We start from the raw sequence: 22261 nt of genomic DNA on the forward strand, positions 1-22261 counted from the left end.
TCTCCTATTAAAAAATGGTACTTATTATTATACACCATGTACTGGAGGCTCATTTTTCATCAAATTAATAGGTACGTGAAATTATATTAACGATTTTCTCAATATATCTATCATAACTCAAAATATATCAACGATTTTTCAAATATATCGATTTGCCGACAATTCACGACAAAAAAACAGGAGCTCTCTAGCCCCTGTCTTCTAACACTTTCAATACAGTTTGTTTCAATATTTCTACCCCATCCATAATACAACTATGATCAAACCTCATATACGGATGGTGTAATCCAGGTTGTAGGTCCGCTCCTAGTCCAAGCATGACAGCTTTTAAATGTGGTCTTTTCACTGTATAGTAATGGAAATCATCGCTTCCTGTCGTATAGAGAGGCCCTGTGCATCTCTCTTCCCCATACACTTCGAGAATACCTTTACGCATAAAGCGCTCTGCTTCTTCGGAAACCTCTGCTCCTGGTGCAAGATCCATCCATTCGTATGAAGTTTTCGACCCCATCGATGCAGCTGATTCTATTACATGCTCAATCTTTTTCTTTAATTCTTCTAATAGTATATTACTCTCTGCTCTTACATCTAAACTGAAATGACCATTTCCCGGAATAATATTTAAATTATCACCACCAGCTTGGCATCTCGTCATTTTTACTGAATAAGAACTTTGCGGTGGCAGCCAAATATTTTTCAAACCGATATTAATCATGGAAATGACATCAATTGCATTCACACCTTGGTGTGGTCTTGCCCCGTGTGCATCCTCCCCATGAATCATACCCTCTAAAAATCCTGCTGCTCCATGACGAATAGATGGGGCTGCTTGTTTCAAAGATAGTTCTTCAATCGGTCTTAGATGAACGCCAAATAAGAAATCAGCATCATCTACAGCACCTTTCTCCACCATCTTCAAAGCACCATTACCCTTCTCTTCTGCCGGCTGAAAAATAAATCTAACCGTACCACTTTTCCATCTCATATTTTTCAATTGTAAAATAAGTCCCATTACAATGGTCATATGAGCATCATGGCCACATGAATGGTTCGCTTTAAATTCTCCATTTACTTCTTGCCAAAGTGCATCCATATCAGCACGAATCGCAATAACTGGATTCCCGCCTCCAATCTCAGCAATTACACCTGGACAATCATCAAATGTTCTATATGAAATTCCTTCTTCTTTTAAAAAGTCAGTAATATACGCTGTCGTTTCATATTCTTTCCAACTTACTTCAGGGTTTTCGTGTAAATGCTGAAAAATCTCCGTTAAGCGCTCTTGTAGTTCTAATGTTTTCAACGTTCCAGTCTCCTTCCCACATTACAAACGATTCGGGTTAATTATACTTATGAAAAACAGATGTTTTTATGAACATATTGAATTTTAAGAAAAAAGTCAATTGTTTATTTTTAAATACTTAAAAAGCTTACTCTGCACTTATATTACAAACTAAACAAACAACTAGAACATTCCTTATTTTCTGTTTTTTATGTTGACGCTTACATAAACTTTTAGTTATCATAACCTAATAAACGTCTATTTTACGACAATTCTAAAAATACAAACAAACATACGTAACAAGGAGGAACTTTATGAAAAAAGAAATACCTTTTGGAATAGCGATTATCCCTATTATCATTACCGTTGCAGTTATGATGGTTACAATTGTTGTATTAAAACAAACCCCTCACGTTCCACTTATTATTGGTACAACCGTTGCTTCTATTGTCGCTTGGCGTTACGGTTACAAATGGAATGATCTTGAAGAAGCAATGTATAAAGGGATTCGTCTTGCATTACCCGCTATCGTCATTATTATTCTTGTTGGCTTAACAATTGGTGCTTGGATTGGCGGTGGAATCGTCGCAACGATGATTTATTACGGTTTAAAACTTTTAACTCCATCACTATTTTTAGTTTCCATTACCGTCATTTGTTCTATCGTAGCATTAGCAATTGGTAGCTCTTGGTCTACAATGGGCACAATTGGTGTTGCTGGAATGGGAATTGGCCTAAGTATGGGAATTCCAGCTCCAATGGTTGCTGGTGCCATTATTTCAGGCTCTTATTTTGGCGATAAAATGTCACCGCTTTCAGACACAACTAACTTAGCCGCAGGATTAACAAATACAGATTTATTCGCACACATTCGTCATATGTTATTTACTACAGTTCCAGGTTTAATTATTACTCTTATCGTCTACGCGGTCTTAGGAAGAAGCTTCGGCGCTAACAATATTGATGCGAAGAGCATCGATCAAACGTTACAAGTATTGCAACAAAACTTTGTTATCTCACCTTTCCTACTCATTATACCCGTAGTCGTTATGGTATTGGTCGCTAAAAAGGTCCCTGCTATACCAGCGATTCTCGTCGGTATTATTTTAGGATTTTTATCACAAGTCTTTATTCAAGGTGGTTCTGTCTCAGCATCTGTCGGTGCACTCCAAGCTGGATTTGTTATAGACACTGGAAACAAGCTAGTAGACGAACTATTTAACCGCGGTGGCTTAGATTCGATGATGAATACAGTCTCGATGACAATTGTCGCTATGACTTTCGGAGGAGTATTAGAACATACAGGTATTCTTCGCTCAATTGTAAATCAAATTTTAAAGTTAGCGAAATCAGCAAAAGGGCTTATCGCTTCTACTATCGCATCTTGTTTTGCAACAAACCTTACTTGCTCTGAACAATATATTTCAATTGTTGTTCCTTCAAGAATGTACGCAAATGCCTACACGGAAAAAGGACTACATTCAAAAAACTTATCCAGAGCATTAGAAGATGGTGGAACATTAACTTCTGTCTTCGTTCCTTGGAATACGTGCGGTGTATTTATTCTCGCTACACTTGGCGTAGGTGCATTTGAATATGCCCCTTATGCTATTTTGAATTTCATCGTACCTATTATCTCAATCATTTATGGTATAACAGGTTTCACAATTGTAAAACTATCAGACATTGAAAAAGCAGAATTGCTAAAGAAACAAAAAGCTCAACTAGAAGCTTAAAAATAGCGGTAAATTCAGTTCATATAGTGCGCGAGGTCGCCCTTGTTGATAGGGCATTTCCTCGCCGCAAATATGAGCATACCCGTAATCAACTAATTTTTTTAACAACCTTTCTGTCGATCTTCGAGTCACTTGTAAGTACTCAGAAAGATCAGCTGCTGTAAACTTCAATGACGGATGCGATTGACTAAATTGAATGATTTTTGACAAGTTGGCCGGACTAAGCTTCGTTTCCTTCGCTATTTTCATTAGTTCCGGATTATCATTTTTCAAACTTTGTACTCTCTGTTCTTTCGGGAACGGACCAAACAAATCTTTATCACTTGTTAGTATATAAAAACAACGATCTATTGGATTATTCTTTGCAAAACTTTGAGCAATTTTTGCATTTTGCTCCGCTTCTTTCACGGTTTTCCCATAACCAAATCCAATAGCTATCGTTCCTTCTACGCTCGCAAACAAGTTATCTATCGCATTTGTTTTAATAATTGATTCGATATCACCACGAGTTGTATACAAAATGCATGTCATTTCATCCACTTGTTTAAATGAACCACGTAGTTCTTTTGAAATGACATCTAGTTTTTCAAGCAAACTCGTTCGTAATTCTAAGGAAGAAATAATACAAGCACCAACAGTAGCTAAATAGCTTTTTGCTAACTCAGCTTTTATTTTTGCATCTTTTAGCCCATGTATAATGGATTGTGTTGGATCAATCATACGCTCTGAAGGAACACCTATTTTTTGAAGCTCGTCGTAAACAGCGTGAATACTAGTTAAAGCTAAATGAGCCTCTCCAGATTGATATTTAGCTACATGAAAATCGATAACTCTATTTATCTCATCTTTACTCCACAGCATATTTTCATAATCCAACACTTGCGGACTTTCTTTTATACCGATATCATGGAACACATTTGTAATAAAAGAGCGGTCTACTAAATCGATGGAAATGTTATGTGGTTGAACACTTTGATGATACATGATAGAAAGAATTGAAGATGCGACAGTTGTCTCGTCTTGCTGTAAGTATGTACTTGGAATTCGTAATTGTTCTCTTATTTCTTTTGCCATATAATAAGGTAAAGCACCTGAGAAAAAGATGACATCACAAGGCTTTAAACACTTTAATAGTTCAGAAGATTCCGCCGGATGAAGGTAAATATATGGATCAATTTCTATTCCTTCTAATTTTTGAGCAATAGGAAAAAGGTTGTCCATAAATTCCTTTGAACCGACAACTGCAATTTTTATCATCATTTTCTCTAACTCCTTATCATTAATTAACGACTATTTAACGTCAACTATATCAAATGTATAAAACTATTGTAAACAGGAAGGGGTTTCTATTCAATGAAAATTACAGCTATTCATCTTTACGCAATTCGTTTACCGCTTCGCAATCCGTTTGTTATTAGTTATGGCTCTTATTCTGATATGCCCTCTATTATCGTCAAAATGGAAACAGATGAAGGTATTATTGGTTACGGTGAAGGCGTTGCTGATGATCACGTCACAGGTGAATCGTGGGAAAGTACTTTCCATACTTTAAAACATACGCTAGCCCCTGCTCTAATTGGGCAAAATCCAATGAATATCGAAAAAATACACGACATGATGGACAATACAATTTACGGTGTTCCAACAGCGAAAGCCACAATTGATATTGCTTGTTTTGATATAATGGGCAAAAAACTAAATCAACCTGTATATCAATTAATTGGCGGGCGCTACCATGAAGAATTCCCTGTCACTCACGTTTTAAGTATTGCCGATCCAGAAAACATGGCTGAAGAAGCTGCTTCTATGATTCAAAAAGGTTACCAATCTTTCAAAATGAAAGTTGGTACGAATGTAAAAGAAGATGTGAAACGTATTGAAGCTGTACGAGAACGTGTAGGAAATGACATCGCTATTCGCGTTGATGTAAACCAAGGCTGGAAAAATAGCGCAAACACATTAACAGCACTTCGTTCATTAGGACATTTAAACATTGACTGGATTGAACAACCTGTTATCGCGAACGATATTGATGCCATGGCTCATATCCGTTCTAAGACAGACCTCCCGCTTATGATTGATGAAGGCTTAAAAAGTTCTCGTGAAATGCGCCAAATTATTAAATTAGAAGCTGCTGATAAAGTAAATATAAAACTAATGAAATGCGGCGGCATATATCCAGCTGTAAAGCTCGCTCATCAAGCAGAAATGGCAGGCATTGAATGCCAAGTGGGATCAATGGTCGAATCATCTGTTGCCTCTTCCGCAGGATTCCATGTCGCTTTCTCAAAAAAAATTATTACGAGCGTAGAGCTAACAGGACCATTAAAATTCACGAAAGACATTGGAAACTTACATTACGATGTACCATTCATTCGCTTAAACGAAAAGCCTGGACTCGGCATTGAAATAAACGAAGATACACTACAAGAACTAACCGTCTTTCAAGACGTTGTACGCTAAAGGAGGACTATCATATGACGGTTCTATACGAAGGAACATTAAAACAAAATAACGAATCATTTCACGTTACATTACTATCACTAGAGCACATCGAACAAATTTTATCACTACAAAACATCGTAGTTGAAGCACTAGAAGATAAAAGTCGTTTACAACCACTCTCACAAGAAGAATTTCAATACATTCTAGAAGGAAACGGCATGATGATCGGTGCTTTTATCGAAAACGAACTCATCGCATTTCGCGCTCTACTCGTCCCTCCTATCGACGATGAACATTTAGGGCTTGATATTGGTCTATCAGAAAGTGAACTGCACCGCGTCATCTATCAAGAAATCTCAAACGTTCATCCGAACTGCCGAGGAAATGGGATGCAAAAAATATTAGCAAACGTCATCATGGACGAATTGCAAAAAGAAGACAGCAAATATGATTACGTATGCTGCACGGTCGCACCTTTTAACATCCCGAGTTTGAAGGATAAGTTTGCGCAAGGGATGGCGATTGCTGCGCTGAAGGAGAAGTATGGTGGTAGTCTGCGGTATGTTTTTGTGAAGAAATTGCGCGGAGATAAAGAAAGAGATTGGACGGATATTCAAAGTATTCTAATGAGTGATGCTAGTGGACAGCAGGCTTTGCTTTCGGAGGGGTATCTTGGGTATGAGATGGAGAAAGTGGATGGGGATTTTGTTGTGATGTTTGGACGCTAATCTATATACTCGAAAAGAGGAGATGTCTGCTGTGACCTCTTTTCTTTTCGATTTGTTGAACAATCCTGTAGTAAATGAAATTATATCAACGATTTTTCGAATATATCTATCATAACTTACAATATATCAACGATTTTTAAAATATATCTATCAAAACTCACAATATATCAACGATTCGACAAGAAATATCGATTTACAGACAAAAATCGATATCCCTTCCTAAACCGTCATCTTCCAACTAGATAACGCTAACCAATTCTCCATTTCTTTATAATCAGGCATTATCTTCCCGACAAGACGCCAAAAAGAGCGATCATGATTTAAATGAACCATATGACACATTTCATGAACGACTACATAGTCAATTACTCGCTGTGGTGCCATTGCTAGCTTCCAATTGAATGTTAGTTGTAAATTCGAATCGCAAGTACCCCAAGTACGACTACTATCTGTAATACGAATAGAACGTGGTTTTGTTTTGAAATTACTTTGATGCGCTTTAATACTCTTCTCTACTAAAGATTTACACTGCTTATAGTAAAATCGTTTTAAAGCTTGTTGTATTTTCTCATCCTTAAGCTCTTTCACATAAATATGTAACTTATCCCCTTCAAAAATCGCATTGTCTTGCTCAATGCTTGCATCTTGGGAAATCTGTATCGGATACGTATTCCCTAAATACAAAAAGCCCTCTCCTTGATCATAATCCTTTTCCTGTGGTCCATGCGCTCGCTCCGCCATTTCCTTACGTGTTGTCTGAATCCAATCCCACTTCTCCTCTAGCAACTGGACTAAGTATTCAACAGGTGTTCCTTTCGGAGCCTGCACTTCCACATTTCCATACGAATCCACAAAAAGACGCACGGACTTTTTCTTCTTATAAGTTATATGAAAATTAATTGTCTCACCTAAATATGTATGTACCATTTCATCACCTAGCATAGTATTTTTACAAATAAAAAAGAGTAGGATACGAACGTCCTACTCTACCTATTATATCATTTACCGCTTTAACGAACTCATTATCCTCTATACTTTACACCTAATCCCTTAATGAAATTCCTTGCGTATCTATCGCCGCACTCTTTGTAATTTTTATGACCTTTTTTTCTTAATAGAGCGCCTAACTCTCCTTTTGTTACCGTAACGCCTACGCTATCTAATATATCAAGTACATCCTCACTCGTTAAAGATAGTGCGATTTTCATTTTCTTTAGAAGAAGGTTATTGGCACTCTCCTTGCTCTGTACAGGTGCAGGCTGCCCTGGTTTCGGATCTTGCTTTCCTCTTTTTAAAGTAATAAATCCATTTAAAAATGCCTCTAACATCATCATATCGCATGTTAATACGTACTCATCTTCGATTACATCAGGGTTTTCAGGCTCGTGCTGAGGCTCTCTCTTTATTTTTGTAAGCATATCAACTACGTCTTCTTTCGTTACTTCCATCCCGCCAAGTTTAAAGATTTCCACCATATCTATATCTTTTATATCTAAAGCGTATCGTACTCTTTTTAATATATCGTTGTTGCTCATTGCCATTGGGTTTCCTCCTGAAATGTTGATTATTTATTCAGCGGTTAAAGTTTATGCTATAACCTACTTTAAATTATCATGTTTAATCTAACCTTTTAATTATTGTCCGCTAAATTAATACTTTAACATTTTAAAGATATGTTTTATAGTCTTACCCGAACTTTTCTCTATCATTGTATCTACAGCGCTCTTACATGTTTTTTATATGCCTATAAAAAGATTTCTCTCTTAACATTAACTAAAAGAAAAAAAACAGTGTTTTGATTTCTCAAATACACTGTTCTTTTCCAGCTCTGCACTTATTTTCAACTCACTCATGTCATGCACTACATATGAAATGATTTAACTGCTTAAAAGTTAAACCGTCTCACTATCCTGAGCCACACCAACACTATCCTCAAACTTATCCAACAAAGCACGCACCTCATCAGTCGATTTCGTACTCATCAATTGATTTCTCAATTCCGCAGCTCCTGGGAAGCCCTTCACATAAATTTTGAAGAAGCGGTGAAGCCCTGTGATTGAGCGTGGCAGTACTTCTGCATATTGATCTTGAAGATCAAGTTGTAGTCTTAAAAGATCTAGGTGCTCTTTACTGCTATGCTCTCTTGGCTCTTTTTCAAAAGCAAATGGATTTTTGAAGATGCCTCGTCCGATCATTACGCCATCAATGCCGTATTTTTCAGCAAGTTCCAGCCCCATTTTACGATCAAGGATGTCTCCATTGATTGTTATTAACGTATTTGGTGCGATACGGTCACGTAATTTTTTAATTTCCGGAATTAGTTCCCAATGCGCATCTACTTGGCTCATTTCTTCTCTTGTACGTAAGTGAATAGAAAGGTTTGCAATATCTTGTTTGAAAATGTGCGTTAACCAATCTTCCCACTCGCTTAACTCTTTAAAGCCAAGTCGTGTTTTTACGCTGACAGGTAGTCCGCCCGCTTTTGCTGCTTGGATAAGTTCTGCCGCAACGTCTGGACGTAGAATAAGGCCACTACCTTTTCCTCTTGATGCAACGTTCGGTACTGGGCAACCCATGTTAATATCGATGCCTTTAAATCCTAGTTCTGCCATACCGATACTCATTTGACGGAAGTATTCGGGATTGTCTCCCCAAATATGTGCCACCATCGGCTGTTCGTCTTCTGTAAAAATTAAACGGCCACGTACACTTTTCATACCTTCTGGATGACAATAGCTATCCGAGTTTGTAAACTCTGTGAAGAATACGTCCGGACGACCTGCTTCACTTACTACGTGACGGAAAACAACGTCTGTCACATCTTCCATTGGTGCAAGTACGAAAAATGGTCGTGGTAATTCACGCCAAAAATTATCTATCATTTCAAATTCAAATCCTCTCACTATGAATACAATTTCAAAATCTCAATTTATAATTTGTGAAAATCAGCAATATTTATTTTAACTAAAATCGCTTATGAATGGTATTTTTGTAAACCAAAAAGCAGGTGGTATAGATTTCCCCTATATCAACTGCTTTCCTATTATACCAACTTAAGCCAAGCCACACACTCCACATGCGTCGTATGCGGGAACATATCAACAGGCTGTACTTCCTGTGTTTTATATCCGCCTTCTTCTATTACTTTTAAATCACGTGCTAATGTTGCTGGGTTACACGATACGTATACGACGCGGTTTGGCTTCATGTCGATGATTGTATTTAGTAATGCTTCGTCACAGCCTTTACGCGGTGGGTCTACGACCATTGTGTCGGCGATTACGCCTTCTTTGTACCATTTTGGAATGACTACTTCTGCTTCTCCTACGCCAAATTCAGCGTTTGTCATGTTGTTTAGTGCTGCGTTTCGGTTTGCGTCTTCGATTGCTTCTGGGACGATTTCAACGCCGTACACTTTTTTCGCTTTTTGCGCTAGGAATAACGAGATTGATCCGATTCCGCAATAGGCATCGATTACTGTTTCGTTACCATTTAATTTTGCGTATTCTAACGTTTTATCGTAAAGCACTTTCGTTTGCTCTGGGTTTACTTGATAGAATGAACGTGCTGAAATCGCAAACTTAATGTCACCGATAAAGTCATAAATGTATTCTGATCCGTACAGTACTGTCGTTTTGTCTCCGAAAATTACATTCGTACGCTTCGTATTTACGTTTTGAACAATTGATTTTACTTCTGGGAATTTCGCTGCAATTTCTTCAATAATTGCTTTTTTGTTCGGCAATTCTGCTGTACGCGTAATGAAGACAAGCATAATTTCCCCTGTTACTTGTCCGTAACGAGCCATTACGTGACGAAGTGTTCCTTTGTTACGCTCTTCGTTGTACGCAGTGATACCGTGCTTTTCACAAATACGTTTTACTTCTTGGATTAATGTATCGTTTTCTTCTGCCTGAATTAAGCATGATTCCATATTGATGATGTCATGCGTTCCTTGGCGATAAAAACCAGCTACAAGTCCGCCTTCACGTTCTCCGATTGGTACTTGTGCTTTATTGCGATATACCCACGGATTTTCCATGCCAAGTACAGGATGAACAGGAACATCACCTAGTCCTCCGATACGCTGCATAACGTCACGTACTTGTTTTTCTTTCGCTTGTAATTGTCCTTCATAAGTTAAGTGCTGAAGCTGACAACCGCCGCACTGATTATATACTGGACATTCAGCATCTTTACGATATGGACTTTCTGTATGAAGCTTCATTAAACGACCAAATGCGAAGTTTTTCTTCACTTTAATAATTTTAATTTGCGCTTCTTCACCTGGTAATCCGTTTTTAACGAAAATAGGATAGCCCTTTACTTTCGCAACACCGGCACCATCATGTGTTAAATCTTCAAATACTACATCTATAAACTCGTTTTTCTCAACTGGTGGCGTCATTTTAGTACTCATTTTCCGACCTCTCTTTTTCATAACACTGCGTTACATTTTATCATACTTATATGGTCTTTTTCTATTGGAAGAAAAAAAGCTATTGACGATACTTCTCTGTTAATGTTACGCTACTACTAATTTAATACGCACGATGTTACCTCATATATACTTGATAATATGGATCGAGAGTTTCTACCCGGCAACCTTAAATTGCTGGACTATGGGGAAAACTAATGAATATTAGCCTATGCGCAAAAAAGGACTCATATTGATTAGCTTTCTCTCATAGATGAAAGTGAATCCATATGGGTCTTTTTTTATTTTTATTTTTCTAAAAGGTCAGACATCTTACGTATGACATAAAACCTCATTCCTTTATTTTTAGTAATATAACGAGCGTTTTATGTACAAACTTTATACGAACTTCTGAAAGGGGCAACTACATGCAATATGTAATGAGCATTATCGGTATTATTGCCGTGTTAGGTTTATGTTTTGCTTTGTCAAACAACAAAAGTAAAATCAACTTCCGTGCAATTGCAATTATGATTGGTTTCCAAATTTTAATCGGTTGGTTTATGTTTGCTACAAAGATTGGTCAACAAATCATTATTTTCATTAGTAAAGTTTTCAACAAACTAATTAAACTTGGTACGACAGGTGTCGATTTTCTCTTTAATGGAATTCACAGAGATTTTGTCTTTTTCTTAAACGTATTATTAATTATCGTATTTTTCTCAGCACTACTTTCAATCTTTAGTTATTTAGGTGTTTTACCATTCATCGTTCGCGTTGTCGGCGGTGCTATTTCAAAAATTACTGGTTTACCACGTGTTGAGTCATTCCACGCAGTAAACTCTGTATTCTTCGGTTCAAGTGAAGCGTTAATCGTTATTAAAAACGATTTACAGCATTTCAATAAAAACCGTATGTTTATCATTTGTTGTTCTGCGATGAGCTCCGTTTCTGCTTCTGTTACAGCATCATACGTAATGATGTTAGATGCAAAATACGTACTGGCAGCTCTTCCGCTAAACTTATTCTCAAGCTTAATCGTTTGTTCGTTATTAACACCAGTTGATACGAAGAAAGAAGATGAAGTGATTCAGAAATTTGATAGAACTCTATTCGGGGACAGCTTTATCGGCGCAATGATTAACGGTGCGCTTGATGGTTTAAAAGTAGCTGGTATCGTTGCCGCATTAATGATCGCCTTTATCGGTGTGATGGAAGTTGTAAACTACGTAATTAGTGCAGCTTCAGGCGCAATGGGACATGCTGTTACTTTACAACAAATCTTCGGTTACGTACTTTCTCCATTCGCATTCTTAATGGGTATTCCAACTCAAGATATTATCCCAGCTGGTGGTATTATGGGTACGAAGATTGTTTTAAATGAGTTTGTAGCAATCCTTGATTTAAAAGACACAGCTACAACATTAGCTCCACGTACAGTTGGAATCGTTACAGTATTCTTAATTAGCTTCGCAAGTATTAGCCAAATTGGTGCAATCGTTGGTACAATCCGTGCCCTTTCTGAAAAGCAAGGAAGCGTTGTTTCTAAATTTGGTTGGAAAATGCTATTTGCATCAACACTTGCTTCTATTTTATCTGCGACAATCGCTGGATTGTTTATTTAATAAAAAATCACCTTTGCTTAGACAGCAAGGTGATTTTTTTATTATCATCATTTAAGAAACTGAAGAAAACTCTAATGCCTCTTCCTTATTAATAATTTCCCCCTTATATTTACCTTTCACCGAAATATCAATAATTGATTTATTTTCTGCTTCCATTTTCCCTAAAGAAAATATATATATTAAATCATCTTTTTTTAACATCCATTGTTTTCCGTGCCAAGGACCAGTTAACTTCTGTTCTGGTGACGCCAGTATTTCTCCAAAATATTCACATTCGCCTAGAGATGTTTTTACTGTATTCTTCTTCGTATTAATAACTACATATTTAAGGAGCTTTATACTTTCACTTGAAAAAATCTCTACTTCATGATCATTTTTTTTCTTAAATTTCAGCTTTCCATCTTTTGTATTAACCAATTTACTTTGATCAATTGCATTTAGTACAAACTCATACTCTTCTTTTGTAACACCGAAATTAGGGTGATATGGAAAACTTTTTTTCTCTGCATGTTCTTCTACATATTTTAAATACCATTCCATATTACTCGCTAGATGCTCTCTCATTCTTTGACCAATACTCCCTACCTTTTTAAGAGTATCTGGTTCCATCTCTAGTGTCATAATATCCGCCGTCACTTCCGCATTCATAAGATGCGATGGAATATACTCTTCCACGCTATTCGCTTTACTCACTTCACTTTGACAACCAACTATAAATAGCGATATAAAAAGATATATATTATTTTTTTATATTTCATTTCTATTCTCCACTCCATACATTATTCTTACTTAGTTTTATAGCGGTTTTCATTATAGTATAAAATCTTTATATTTTAATAAAATACATATCCTTATGCAAAATTGCATATTAATATGTATTCTTCTTACTTTAAAATTAGCTTAAATCACTTTCCAAATTATACAAATAACAAGTTAAAAATGTTATAATTTTCAAAAAACCATTGGAGGATATTATGAAAGCCCACGCAATTTTCGATTTCTTACATTTACTAGTCTTAACGCTGAAAAGCTATTATGTATGGGGAATGCCTATCTATGTCTTCATTATTCCTCTTATCTTTGTAGTCGGTTATATTATTATTAATTTTAATAAGAAACAAAAAAATACATCTATTCAAAGTCACTAATCTATTACCTTAATAGCCTCCTAAAAATCATATTCCCCTCATTTTCTTCAAATGATATGATGAACAAGGGTAAATCCCCACCACTCTTATAGCGGTGGGGATTTTAATGTCAATATGCAACATACTACACAATAGAAGGTGATTTTTATGAGAAAATACGCAGCAATTGCTTTATGTACGTCTGCCATTCTAGCAGGCTGCAATACTAGCAATGTAAGCCAAGAACCTAAAAAAGAGAAAAAGGTTCAAGAAGTAGCTATACAAAAAGAGGCTCTACAAGAACAAGGTAAAATTTCTTATACTCCCATCACACACGAATCTACAAACACAAGTATTCATATTACAGACTTAAAAGATTCTTTAAATGAAGTACAATATAAAATTTGGCGCACAGCTGATGGAAAGGAACGTGTTAAATCTTTTTCTTCTAAAGAAAAGGAGAAACAATTTACAACTCCTTTTGACATAAAAGAATTTGAAGGAAAACGCGGTGAGTTCCAAATTGAAGCAACAGGAATGAAAGAAGATGGGAAAACAATCCCGCTTACGAAATCTACTATTACTTTCGAACAAAAGGTTCCTGTTCTTATGTATCACGCAATCGATGATTATCATGGTCAAGGTATTAAAGACTTATTCGTATCACCAGCTAACTTTGAAGCACAAATGAAACATTTAAAAGACAATGGTTATACGCTTTTAACGTTTGAACGCTGGGGTGATATAAATAAAGTAAATAAGCCGATTTTCGTTACATTTGATGACGGTATGAAAAATAATATGAATGCATTTCGCGTTTTACAAAAGCTAAAAGATGATACTTTTAAACCGGCAGCAACAGAATATATGATTGTTGATAACGTTGATGTAGAAGGAGCATTGTCTACTTCTGAAATAAAAGAAATGGTTGATTCCGGCATTTTCTCGGTGCAATCTCATACTGCAACACATGCAGACTTACCGAAAATTACAAACTATGAGGAAGAGTTAAAAGGTTCAAAAGAAAAACTAGAAAAAATAACAGGTAAGCCTGTTATCGCGATTGCTTATCCATTCGGTCATGTAGATGATAAGGTTGTTACAGAAACGAAGAAGTATTATCAATTTGCGACGACGACAAAGCCTGGGCAATTCATTACGAAGGGTGAACCTGATGAATTGTTAAAGATGAAGCGCGTTCGTATACACCATACAACGACTGTAGAGCAGTTTGCTTCTTCAATTAAGTAAATATAAGGGCTCAATACATTTTGAGCTCTCTTTTTACTTTATATTTATATATATTTTTAGAATTTTCTTGTATTATATATAGTAAGAAATCTTTCAAATTAAAGGAGATTATACATATGTCATTTGAACAAACGTTAGAGAAATATGCTGCTCTTGCAGTTAATGTTGGTGTTAATATTCAACCTGGACAAACTTTATCAATTAGTGCACCTCTTGAAGCTGTACAATTTGTACGCCTCGTTACAGAAAAAGCATATAAATCTGGTGCAAAACACGTATATGTAGATTGGAATGATGAGACGTTAACACGCTTAAAGTTCGATCTAGCTCCTGAAGAAGCTTTCGCTGAATTTCCATCTTGGAAAGCACATGCTCGTGAAGAATTAGCAAAAGAAGGCGCTGCATTTATGTCTATCTATGCAGAAAACCCTGATTTATTAAAAGGTGTAGAAGCATCGCGTATTGCAACAGCTCATAAAGTAGCTGGAGAAGCAATGAAAGTATACCGTGATTACGTACAAGCAGATAAAGTAAGTTGGTGTGTCATTTCTGTTCCTACGAAAGAATGGGCTGCGAAAGTATTCCCTGACGTAGCGCCAGAAGAACAAGAAGCAAAGTTATGGGATGCTATTTTCAAAGCTACTCGTGCTGATTTAGAAAATCCTGTAGAAGCATGGAAAGAACATGATGAAACATTACATACAAAAGTGGATTACTTAAACGAAAAGCATTATAAAGCTCTTCACTATACAGGTCCTGGAACAGATTTAACAATCGAACTTCCAGAAAAACATGTATGGGCTGGTGCTGGTAGCTTAAATGAAAAGAACGTACCATTTATGGCTAATATTCCAACTGAAGAAGTATTTACAATGCCACTTAAAACAGGTGTAAACGGCCAAGTTTCTAGTACAAAACCGTTAGTATTTGCAGGTAATATTATCGATAATTTCACGTTAACATTTGAAAACGGGCGTATCGTAGACTATAAAGCTGAAGCTGGTGAAGAAGCTTTAAAACATTTAGTAGAAACAGATGAAGGTTCTCACTTCTTAGGAGAAGTAGCTTTAGTACCTCATGACTCACCAATTTCAAACACAAATGTTTTATTCTACAATACACTATTTGACGAAAATGCATCTTGCCACCTTGCAATCGGAAATGCTTATGCATTTAACTTAGTTGGCGGAAAAACAATGTCTAAAGAAGAACTTGCTGAAAACGGCGCAAACGCTAGTATCACACACAACGACTTCATGATTGGATCAGCTGAGCTTGATATTGACGGTATTACTGCTGATGGCAGACATGAGCCTATCTTCCGTAAAGGTAACTGGGCGTTTTAAATTTATTACCATAAAGAAACACATTGGATAATCCAATGTGTTTCTTTATTTATTTGGTCTCAATTCAAATTTTATCGTTCTATTTTCATGCGTAAACTCCGGTCTATACTTAGCGATATACGTATTTTCTTTCGCTACATCAAATAGCATGATATCTTGAATTTTTTCATCTGGTGCTAACTTTTTACTAATAAAGCTATCAGGGTTATTATATTCTTTAAATCTTGTACCTTTCTTATCGGTAATCTCAAATTCATAAAATGCAAAAGGTATTTCCTTTTTACTATTATTTTCTACTTTGAAAATAATCCCCAAAATCTCCTCTTTCTTTTTATTCTCATCATAATCCGGATATCCTAATTTAACTGAATCGATAGTTACTTGCAAACCATCTACGTCTACTGTCTCCCCTATTTTATACACTTTATCTTGAACATCTTCTTGTTTACTTTCATTACTATCTTTAGTCTCAGTGCAAGCACTTAAACTAAAAGCTATGCCAAAAATTAAAACAATTTGACTTACCTTTTTTAACATACTTTTTCCTCCACATAAGACAATATTTCATATGTATCATAACAAAACGCTTTACTCTTTCTTGTCATATTTTGTCGTATTAATTGTTAACTGCACAAATAGAAAAAAGCTATCTTCTACAAAAGATAGCTTTCATGATGCCGATGAAACCTTAAGCCCAATGACACCCAAAACAATAAAAAGAATACAAAATGCTTGAAATAAACTAATATGCTCTTTAAAAAAGTACACACTAATGATTGTAATAAGTAATGTTCCAACGCCAGACCAAATAGCATAAGCAATACTTAAATGAATCTTTTTCACAACGATGGCAAACACGCTGAAACAAATCCCATAAAACACGAAAATCAATACACTTGGAACGAGCTTTGTTAAACCATTTGATAGTTTCATCGCAATTGTTCCAGCTACTTCAAAAATAATTGTAACAAGTAATAATAGCCAATATACCATACTAGAATCTCCTTCTCCGTTACCTTATAGAGATTCTAGTATACTACTTATAATCCCAATGAAATATATTTAATTTCTAAATATTCCTCGATGCCGAAATGGCCTCCTTCACGACCGATACCACTTTCTTTAAATCCACCAAATGGTGCTTGTGCAACTGATGGAAGACCATCGTTTAGACCGATAATACCGTACTCTAACGCTTCACTAATTTGGAATGCTTGGCTAATGTCTTTCGTGAAAATATACGCAGCTAAACCGTATGGTGTATTGTTTGCACGTTCGATTACTTCATCAACTGTTTTAAATTTCGCAACTGGTGCCACTGGCCCAAATGTTTCTTCATTCATACAAAGCATCGTATCATTTGCCAACCCAATTACAGTCGGTTGAATGAAATGTCCCTCTAACTCTGCGACCTTTTGACCACCATATAAAACTGTTCCACCTTTTTGAATAGCATCTTCAATATGTTCTTGTACTTTTGAAACTGCATTCTCATCAATAAGTGGCCCGACAGTCGTTCCGTCACCGAAACCGTCTCCTACTTTCAACTGCCCTACTGCCTTTTGGAACTTCTCTACAAATACTTCGTATACTTCTTCTTGAACGAATACTCGGTTTGTACATATACACGTTTGTCCTGCATTACGGAATTTCGAACCAATCACCGCTTCTACTGCTTTATCTAAATCTGCATCATTCATTACGATAAACGGAGCGTGTCCCCCTAACTCAAGCGAAACTTTTTTCATCGTTTGCGCCGCACTAGCCATTAACTCTTTCCCGATTTCCGTTGAACCTGTAAAGGACACTTTTCGAACGCGACCATCTTCCATCCATGTATCAGCAATTGCTTTTGCACTACCTGTTACGATATTGATTACGCCCTTTGGAATATCTGCTTCATGGGCTAATTCAGCTAATTTCAATGCAGTTAATGGCGTTTGACTTGCCGGTTTCACAACGGCTGTACAGCCTGCTGCAAGCGCTGGGGCTACCTTTCTCGTAATCATAGCAGCTGGGAAGTTCCAAGGTGTAATAGCGGCCATAACGCCAACTGGTTGCTTCATAACTAAAATACGCTTATTCGGATGAGCAGCAGGAATCATTTCACCATATACGCGTTTCCCCTCTTCTGCATACCATTCAACAAAACTGTTTGCATAATTTACTTCACCAAGCGCTTCTGCAAACGGCTTCCCTTGTTCCTTCGTCATAATCGCTGCGATCTCTTCTTTATTTTCATCAATAAGCATGAACCACTTTTTTAACTTCGTTGCACGATCTGCTGCCGTTAACTTAGACCACGTTTTAAAAGCTTCATGTGCAGCATCAACAGCTTGCTTTGCCTCTGTTACTCCGCCTTTTGGTACAGTTGCAAATATTTCCTTCGTCGCAGGATTATTTACTTCAATTTGTTCTTGTAGTGTAATCCACTCACCATTTATATACATCGCCTTTTTATCTATACTTACGAAAGTCGCCTTTTTATCCAATGTTTTCTTCCTCCTCTATGAACTTCTTAATTTTTCTAGTAGCAGCAGATTGACTAATTTGCAAAAACTCAGCCACTTTATAACTTGATCCATACGTTTTATACGCTTTAAGAATTATATTTCTCTCTACCTCTTCCAGCATTTTATAAAGGCTTTGCCCCGATTGTTCAACTGCAGCCTCTTGCATAGAGAGTGGCAAATCCTCTACCGTTACAACATCATCAACAGTAATAACAATTCTCTCAATTACATTCTCTATTTCTCTATTGTTCCCTTCCCACGGATATCCAACAAACATTTGTAACGTACTCGGCGCTAGTTTCACATCACGTCCGTACTTTTTATTAAAGTGCTGCAAGTAATGATAAATAAGCGGCAAAATATCTTCTGTTCTTTCCCTAAGCGGGGGAATTGCAATTGGAATGACATTCAAACGATAGTATAAATCTTTCCGAAATGTTCCTTGTTTCACCATCTCGCTTAAATCTCTATTTGTTGCCGCCACAATTCGAACATCTACTTTTTTTAATTCTCTTCCGCCTATAGGACGAAATGTTTTTTCTTGTAATACTTGCAAAAGCTTCGCTTGAATTTCAAGCGGCATTTCACCGATTTCATCTAAAAAAAGAGTTCCTTTATGCGCGGATTCTAATAGTCCCTTTTTCCCTTCACGATTCGCACCTGTAAAAGATCCACCTGAATATCCAAAAAGCTCCGATTCAATTAAATTAGTTGGTAATGCCGCACAATTAATTTCATAGAAACTTTCATGCTTACGGTGACTCACTTCATGTAAATGGCGTACTAATCGACTTTTTCCTACTCCAGTCTCGCCTAAAACGAGAACAGTACTATCCACTACAGATACTTTTTTGATTGTATCGACTATTTTTTGCATAGCTAGACTTTTAAAAATAAGTCCTTCATGCTCATATGTTTCTCTTAATTCTTTTTTATATGTTTTTAGCTGATTATCCATTTCCTCTACCTTTTGACGTAATTGATAGAGTTCAGTAAGGTCGCGAGAATAACTAATCACTCTTCTTAAATTTCCCTCATCATCAAAAACAGGCCTTGTACGAACGTGTAAATACTCTCCTGATTTTGTAGTTTGAACGAGTTCAATTGGCCTCTTTTTTTCAATCACTTCTAATGTCGCTGATGGATAAAAGATTCCATCCTTTTGTAGTTCTTTTACATGCTTACCAACTAACTCTTCTGCAGCTAGTTGGTAGTGCCTTTCACATGTACTATTTACACGTACAACGATCCCTTGCTCATCTGTAACAAAAATTTCGTCAAACGCATATTCAAATACATCTTTTAAATCCATTAACACTCGTTCCTTTTCTGCAACCATCCTAGCCACCCCTAACTTCAAATCCATCGATCCACTTCACTACCTTTATTATAAAGTGAATTTTCTGCATTTAATATAGATTCAGCTAGAATGTTTGCTATTTATACTTCAGTTTTTAAACGCGAGCGATGTTTGTTTGCTCATAACAAGCTTGCAATGATTCTTCAATTATTGTTAAACCTTCTTCAAGTTGCTCATCTGTAATAACTAAAGGCATTAACACACGGATAACATTTCCATATGTCCCTGCTGATAATAACAGTAACCCACGCTTATTTGCTTCTGCACATAGATTAGCCGTTAACGTTTTGTCAGGTGCTTTCGTCTTACGATCTTGAACGACCTCAAATGCACACATTGCGCCTAACCCACGCACATCACCGATGCAATGATATTTATTTTTCATCTCTTCGAATCGGTTCATTACGACTTTTCCTAATTCTATCGCTCTATCATTTAATTTCTCATTTTCTATTACATCGAGAACAGCTAATGCAGCCGCACATCCTAATGGACTTCCTGCATACGTTCCACCAAGTTCACCTGGTGCAGACTCATTCATAATTTCTTTACGTCCAATGACACCACTTATCGGTACACCAGCACCTAATGATTTAGACACTGTAATTAAATCTGGAACGACATCATAGTGATCAATTGCAAAATATTTTCCTGTACGACTAAAGCCTGTTTGTATTTCATCCGCTACAAATAAGATGCCGTTCTCTGAACAAATGCGGCGTACTTCTTGAACAAATTTCTTACTTGGGACGATAAATCCACCTTCCCCTTGAACAGGTTCCATTACAACAGCTGCAATTGTTTCTGGTGCTACTTCCGATATGAAGAAGTTCTTAAACTCTTCAATAATAAAATCATCATACTGCTCTTCCGTTAATCCCTCTGGGCGACGGTATTCGTATGGAAATGGCGCTTTATATACTTCTGGAGCAAAGGGACCAAACCCAAATTTATATGGCTTCACTTTACTTGTCATCGTCATTGTCATTAATGTACGCCCGTGGAAACCTTTAGAAAATGCGATAATACCAGGTCTCTTCGTATATTTACGAGCGATTTTCACCGCGTTCTCAACTGCTTCTGCACCACTATTTAAAAACAGGACTTGCTTATCGAAACTTCCTGGTGCCAATGCCGCAAGCTTTTCTGCTAATTCAATATATGGCTCATACATCATGACGTTAAATCCAGTATGAATGTATTGATCGACTTGTTTATGGAGCGCTTCTTTAACCGTTGGATGACAATGCCCTACGTTAATTGTCCCGATTGCTCCTGCAAAATCAATGTACTGATTGCCATCAACATCTGTTACAAGAGCACCATTGGCAGATTGTACAAACGTTGGGATGCCGTTACTTACTCCTTTTGGTACTATATTTTGACGGCGTTCTAATAAAGATGCCGCTTTCGGTCCTGGAATTTGTTCATTTACTTTAGCAAATTTTTTTGTGTTCATTGCGTACCCCATCCTTTTCTTTACATTGTTTTCTCTTTTTATTGCAAAATATATGCCAACTTTCTTTTCTAGCATTTATCCTATATTCTTTGTATCCAGGCATAAAAAATAAGTCTATAAAGACTCATTAAGAGTCTTTATAGACTTATTTTCCTTACACATTAGACTTTTCTTTCTCCCAGAAAAACTCACCCGATTGAGAAATAAACTCTCCAACAGAATCTAACACTAAATCAGCAAGTGGTTCTAATGTTGGACGGTCTCCTGTACCAGATAGCACCCCAATTGCATAGCAATCGCCATTTTTAGCTAAATGTAAATCAGTTGGCGTATCTCCAACAACCGCAACCTCACATGATTCTAAATTAAATTTCTCACAAAACACTTCTATAATCTTTTTATCTGGTTTTTGCGCAGGGAATGTATCCGAGGCTATAATATAATCAAAAAAGTTCTCCAACTTATATTGTCTTAAAAATAATTCTGTTGGTGCGAAATCATCCGCCGTGACAACCCCTAATATAAATCCTTTATCTTTTAATGCCTGTAACACTTTCGGTAAGTCTGCTGTCATTTTCATATGCGAACGATGCTCATACATAAGGGAAAATAACTTCTCACTTACCCACTGATGCATCTCTTCTTCTCTAGCAGACTCAATATAATTACAAAGCCCCTTCGCTACATCAAGGCTTGTTCCAGCAGCTATTGCACTCCTTGGATTAACAAATGCTCCCTCTACACCAATCTCTTCTAATAAGGTCTGCCGCATTGTACTTGGTAAATGATATAAACTTATACATTCAGCTACAAGTTCTTCAGCTACTTTTATCCATATTGAATGAAAATCCATTAATGTCCCATCTTTATCAAATAGTATTGCTTTTACCTTCTCCATAGCATCCTACCTCTCGTTTCTTATCTCCTCCAGTGTATCAATAAAATATGGATGTAAAATAAAAGAATTGTAAA

At 36.6% G+C, this 22261-nt stretch carries 19 protein-coding genes, 1 pseudogene and 1 riboswitch; of the genes and pseudogenes, 7 read left to right on the forward strand and 13 right to left on the reverse strand.

The genetic code is table 11. The annotated features are described in order from the left end of the window. Positions 1–187 precede the first annotated feature (187 nt). Positions 188–1303, reverse strand: coding sequence for a M20 peptidase aminoacylase family protein (locus MKY38_RS20360; RefSeq protein WP_000853516.1), 1116 nt, complete (start codon positions 1301–1303; stop codon positions 188–190). 293 nt (positions 1304–1596) lie between these two features. Here MKY38_RS20360 and nhaC point away from each other — a divergent pair, with 293 nt between their 5' ends. Further along, positions 1597–3018, forward strand: a complete 1422-nt coding sequence (gene nhaC, locus MKY38_RS20365; RefSeq protein WP_000711525.1) for a Na+/H+ antiporter NhaC — start codon at positions 1597–1599, stop codon at positions 3016–3018. Here nhaC and MKY38_RS20370 read toward each other — a convergent pair. Then, entirely contained in the window at positions 3007–4278 is a 1272-nt protein-coding gene (locus MKY38_RS20370) for a transcriptional regulator (protein WP_341049582.1), read from the reverse strand. The two genes, nhaC and MKY38_RS20370, sit on opposite strands and share 12 nt — an antisense overlap. A gap of 93 nt (positions 4279–4371) precedes the next feature. Between MKY38_RS20370 and MKY38_RS20375 the strand changes: the two genes are divergently transcribed. Then, a complete protein-coding gene (locus MKY38_RS20375; protein ID WP_070179652.1) occupies positions 4372–5481 on the forward strand; it encodes a mandelate racemase/muconate lactonizing enzyme family protein in 1110 nt (369 codons plus the stop codon). Between the two features lie 14 nt (positions 5482–5495). After that, positions 5496–6191: an N-acetyltransferase gene (locus MKY38_RS20380; protein WP_070179651.1), complete on the forward strand. Its 696-nt coding sequence runs from the start codon at positions 5496–5498 to the stop codon at positions 6189–6191. A gap of 219 nt (positions 6192–6410) precedes the next feature. On the opposite strand, the gene MKY38_RS20385 is transcribed toward MKY38_RS20380, so the two are convergent. The 4 genes from MKY38_RS20385 to rlmD all read right to left on the reverse strand — a co-directional run bounded on the left by MKY38_RS20385 (position 6411) and on the right by rlmD (position 10611). Beyond that, positions 6411–7118 (reverse strand): M48 family metallopeptidase, encoded by a 708-nt coding sequence (locus MKY38_RS20385; protein ID WP_000233754.1) that lies wholly within the window; start codon positions 7116–7118, stop codon positions 6411–6413. Positions 7119–7213: 95 nt separating this feature from the next. Next, complete coding sequence (locus MKY38_RS20390) at positions 7214–7732, reverse strand: YehS family protein (protein WP_001251713.1); 519 nt, start codon at positions 7730–7732, stop codon at positions 7214–7216. Positions 7733–8083: 351 nt separating this feature from the next. Next, positions 8084–9073, reverse strand: coding sequence for a tRNA dihydrouridine synthase (locus tag MKY38_RS20395; protein ID WP_000566708.1), 990 nt, complete (start codon positions 9071–9073; stop codon positions 8084–8086). A 161-nt stretch (positions 9074–9234) separates the two neighbouring features. After that, positions 9235–10611, reverse strand: a complete 1377-nt coding sequence (rlmD, locus tag MKY38_RS20400; RefSeq protein WP_341049588.1) for a 23S rRNA (uracil(1939)-C(5))-methyltransferase RlmD — start codon at positions 10609–10611, stop codon at positions 9235–9237. A gap of 121 nt (positions 10612–10732) precedes the next feature. Then, a riboswitch (purine riboswitch) is annotated at positions 10733–10834 on the forward strand. 202 nt (positions 10835–11036) lie between these two features. On the opposite strand from rlmD, the gene MKY38_RS20405 reads away from it, so the two are divergent. Then, positions 11037–12233 (forward strand): NupC/NupG family nucleoside CNT transporter, encoded by a 1197-nt coding sequence (locus MKY38_RS20405; protein WP_001200484.1) that lies wholly within the window; start codon positions 11037–11039, stop codon positions 12231–12233. Positions 12234–12284: 51 nt separating this feature from the next. On the opposite strand, the pseudogene MKY38_RS20410 reads toward MKY38_RS20405, so the two are convergent. After that, positions 12285–12991, reverse strand: a pseudogene (locus MKY38_RS20410) (hypothetical protein). 216 nt (positions 12992–13207) lie between these two features. On the opposite strand from MKY38_RS20410, the gene MKY38_RS20415 reads away from it, so the two are divergent. The 3 genes from MKY38_RS20415 (at position 13208) to MKY38_RS20425 (ending at position 15957) form a co-directional block, all read left to right on the forward strand. After that, positions 13208–13381 (forward strand): hypothetical protein, encoded by a 174-nt coding sequence (locus tag MKY38_RS20415; protein WP_170965404.1) that lies wholly within the window; start codon positions 13208–13210, stop codon positions 13379–13381. A gap of 147 nt (positions 13382–13528) precedes the next feature. After that, complete coding sequence (locus MKY38_RS20420; RefSeq protein WP_065224765.1) at positions 13529–14611, forward strand: polysaccharide deacetylase family protein; 1083 nt, start codon at positions 13529–13531, stop codon at positions 14609–14611. A 116-nt stretch (positions 14612–14727) separates the two neighbouring features. After that, positions 14728–15957, forward strand: coding sequence for an aminopeptidase (locus tag MKY38_RS20425; protein WP_000007349.1), 1230 nt, complete (start codon positions 14728–14730; stop codon positions 15955–15957). Positions 15958–16002: 45 nt separating this feature from the next. On the opposite strand, the gene MKY38_RS20430 is transcribed toward MKY38_RS20425, so the two are convergent. The 6 genes from MKY38_RS20430 to MKY38_RS20455 form a co-directional block, all read right to left on the reverse strand. Then, on the reverse strand, positions 16003–16494 hold the full coding sequence (locus MKY38_RS20430) for a DUF4352 domain-containing protein (protein WP_078438910.1): 492 nt from the start codon (positions 16492–16494) through the stop codon (positions 16003–16005). Positions 16495–16626: 132 nt separating this feature from the next. Beyond that, positions 16627–16950 (reverse strand): DMT family transporter, encoded by a 324-nt coding sequence (locus MKY38_RS20435; RefSeq protein ID WP_000263262.1) that lies wholly within the window; start codon positions 16948–16950, stop codon positions 16627–16629. Positions 16951–16997: 47 nt separating this feature from the next. Further along, entirely contained in the window at positions 16998–18449 is a 1452-nt protein-coding gene (gabD, locus tag MKY38_RS20440) for an NADP-dependent succinate-semialdehyde dehydrogenase (RefSeq protein ID WP_000358124.1), read from the reverse strand. Further along, positions 18442–19809: a sigma-54 interaction domain-containing protein gene (locus tag MKY38_RS20445; RefSeq protein WP_000225136.1), complete on the reverse strand. Its 1368-nt coding sequence runs from the start codon at positions 19807–19809 to the stop codon at positions 18442–18444. The genes gabD and MKY38_RS20445 overlap by 8 nt, the downstream gene beginning before the upstream one ends. Before the next feature lie 115 nt (positions 19810–19924). Beyond that, the gene (gene gabT / locus MKY38_RS20450) at positions 19925–21289 is read right to left on the reverse strand and encodes a 4-aminobutyrate--2-oxoglutarate transaminase (RefSeq protein WP_001093019.1); all 1365 of its coding nucleotides are present in this window, start codon (positions 21287–21289) and stop codon (positions 19925–19927) included. A 154-nt stretch (positions 21290–21443) separates the two neighbouring features. Continuing rightward, positions 21444–22187 (reverse strand): HAD family hydrolase, encoded by a 744-nt coding sequence (locus MKY38_RS20455; protein ID WP_065224764.1) that lies wholly within the window; start codon positions 22185–22187, stop codon positions 21444–21446. Between the last annotated feature and the right edge of the window lie 74 nt (positions 22188–22261).

Origin of the sequence: Bacillus sp. FSL R5-0585, assembly GCF_038004545.1 — a bacterium.
GTDB lineage: Bacteria > Bacillota > Bacilli > Bacillales > Bacillaceae_G > Bacillus_A > Bacillus_A cereus.

Excerpts from the sequence above, each read along its gene's own strand:
- nhaC (WP_000711525.1), top strand. The coding sequence starts at position 1,597 with ATGAAAAAAGAAATACCTTTTGGAATAGCGATTATCCCTATTATCATT.
- MKY38_RS20455 (WP_065224764.1), bottom strand. The coding sequence starts at position 22,187 with ATGGAGAAGGTAAAAGCAATACTATTTGATAAAGATGGGACATTAATG.
- MKY38_RS20395 (WP_000566708.1), bottom strand. The coding sequence starts at position 9,073 with ATGATAGATAATTTTTGGCGTGAATTACCACGACCATTTTTCGTACTT.
- MKY38_RS20375 (WP_070179652.1), top strand. The coding sequence starts at position 4,372 with ATGAAAATTACAGCTATTCATCTTTACGCAATTCGTTTACCGCTTCGC.
- MKY38_RS20435 (WP_000263262.1), bottom strand. The coding sequence starts at position 16,950 with ATGGTATATTGGCTATTATTACTTGTTACAATTATTTTTGAAGTAGCT.
- MKY38_RS20405 (WP_001200484.1), top strand. The coding sequence starts at position 11,037 with ATGCAATATGTAATGAGCATTATCGGTATTATTGCCGTGTTAGGTTTA.
- MKY38_RS20420 (WP_065224765.1), top strand. The coding sequence starts at position 13,529 with ATGAGAAAATACGCAGCAATTGCTTTATGTACGTCTGCCATTCTAGCA.
- MKY38_RS20415 (WP_170965404.1), top strand. The coding sequence starts at position 13,208 with ATGAAAGCCCACGCAATTTTCGATTTCTTACATTTACTAGTCTTAACG.
- MKY38_RS20385 (WP_000233754.1), bottom strand. The coding sequence starts at position 7,118 with ATGGTACATACATATTTAGGTGAGACAATTAATTTTCATATAACTTAT.
- MKY38_RS20445 (WP_000225136.1), bottom strand. The coding sequence starts at position 19,809 with ATGGTTGCAGAAAAGGAACGAGTGTTAATGGATTTAAAAGATGTATTT.
- MKY38_RS20390 (WP_001251713.1), bottom strand. The coding sequence starts at position 7,732 with ATGGCAATGAGCAACAACGATATATTAAAAAGAGTACGATACGCTTTA.
- MKY38_RS20430 (WP_078438910.1), bottom strand. The coding sequence starts at position 16,494 with ATGTTAAAAAAGGTAAGTCAAATTGTTTTAATTTTTGGCATAGCTTTT.
- gabT (WP_001093019.1), bottom strand. The coding sequence starts at position 21,289 with ATGAACACAAAAAAATTTGCTAAAGTAAATGAACAAATTCCAGGACCG.
- MKY38_RS20425 (WP_000007349.1), top strand. The coding sequence starts at position 14,728 with ATGTCATTTGAACAAACGTTAGAGAAATATGCTGCTCTTGCAGTTAAT.
- MKY38_RS20370 (WP_341049582.1), bottom strand. The coding sequence starts at position 4,278 with ATGATGATAAAAATTGCAGTTGTCGGTTCAAAGGAATTTATGGACAAC.
- MKY38_RS20380 (WP_070179651.1), top strand. The coding sequence starts at position 5,496 with ATGACGGTTCTATACGAAGGAACATTAAAACAAAATAACGAATCATTT.
- rlmD (WP_341049588.1), bottom strand. The coding sequence starts at position 10,611 with ATGAGTACTAAAATGACGCCACCAGTTGAGAAAAACGAGTTTATAGAT.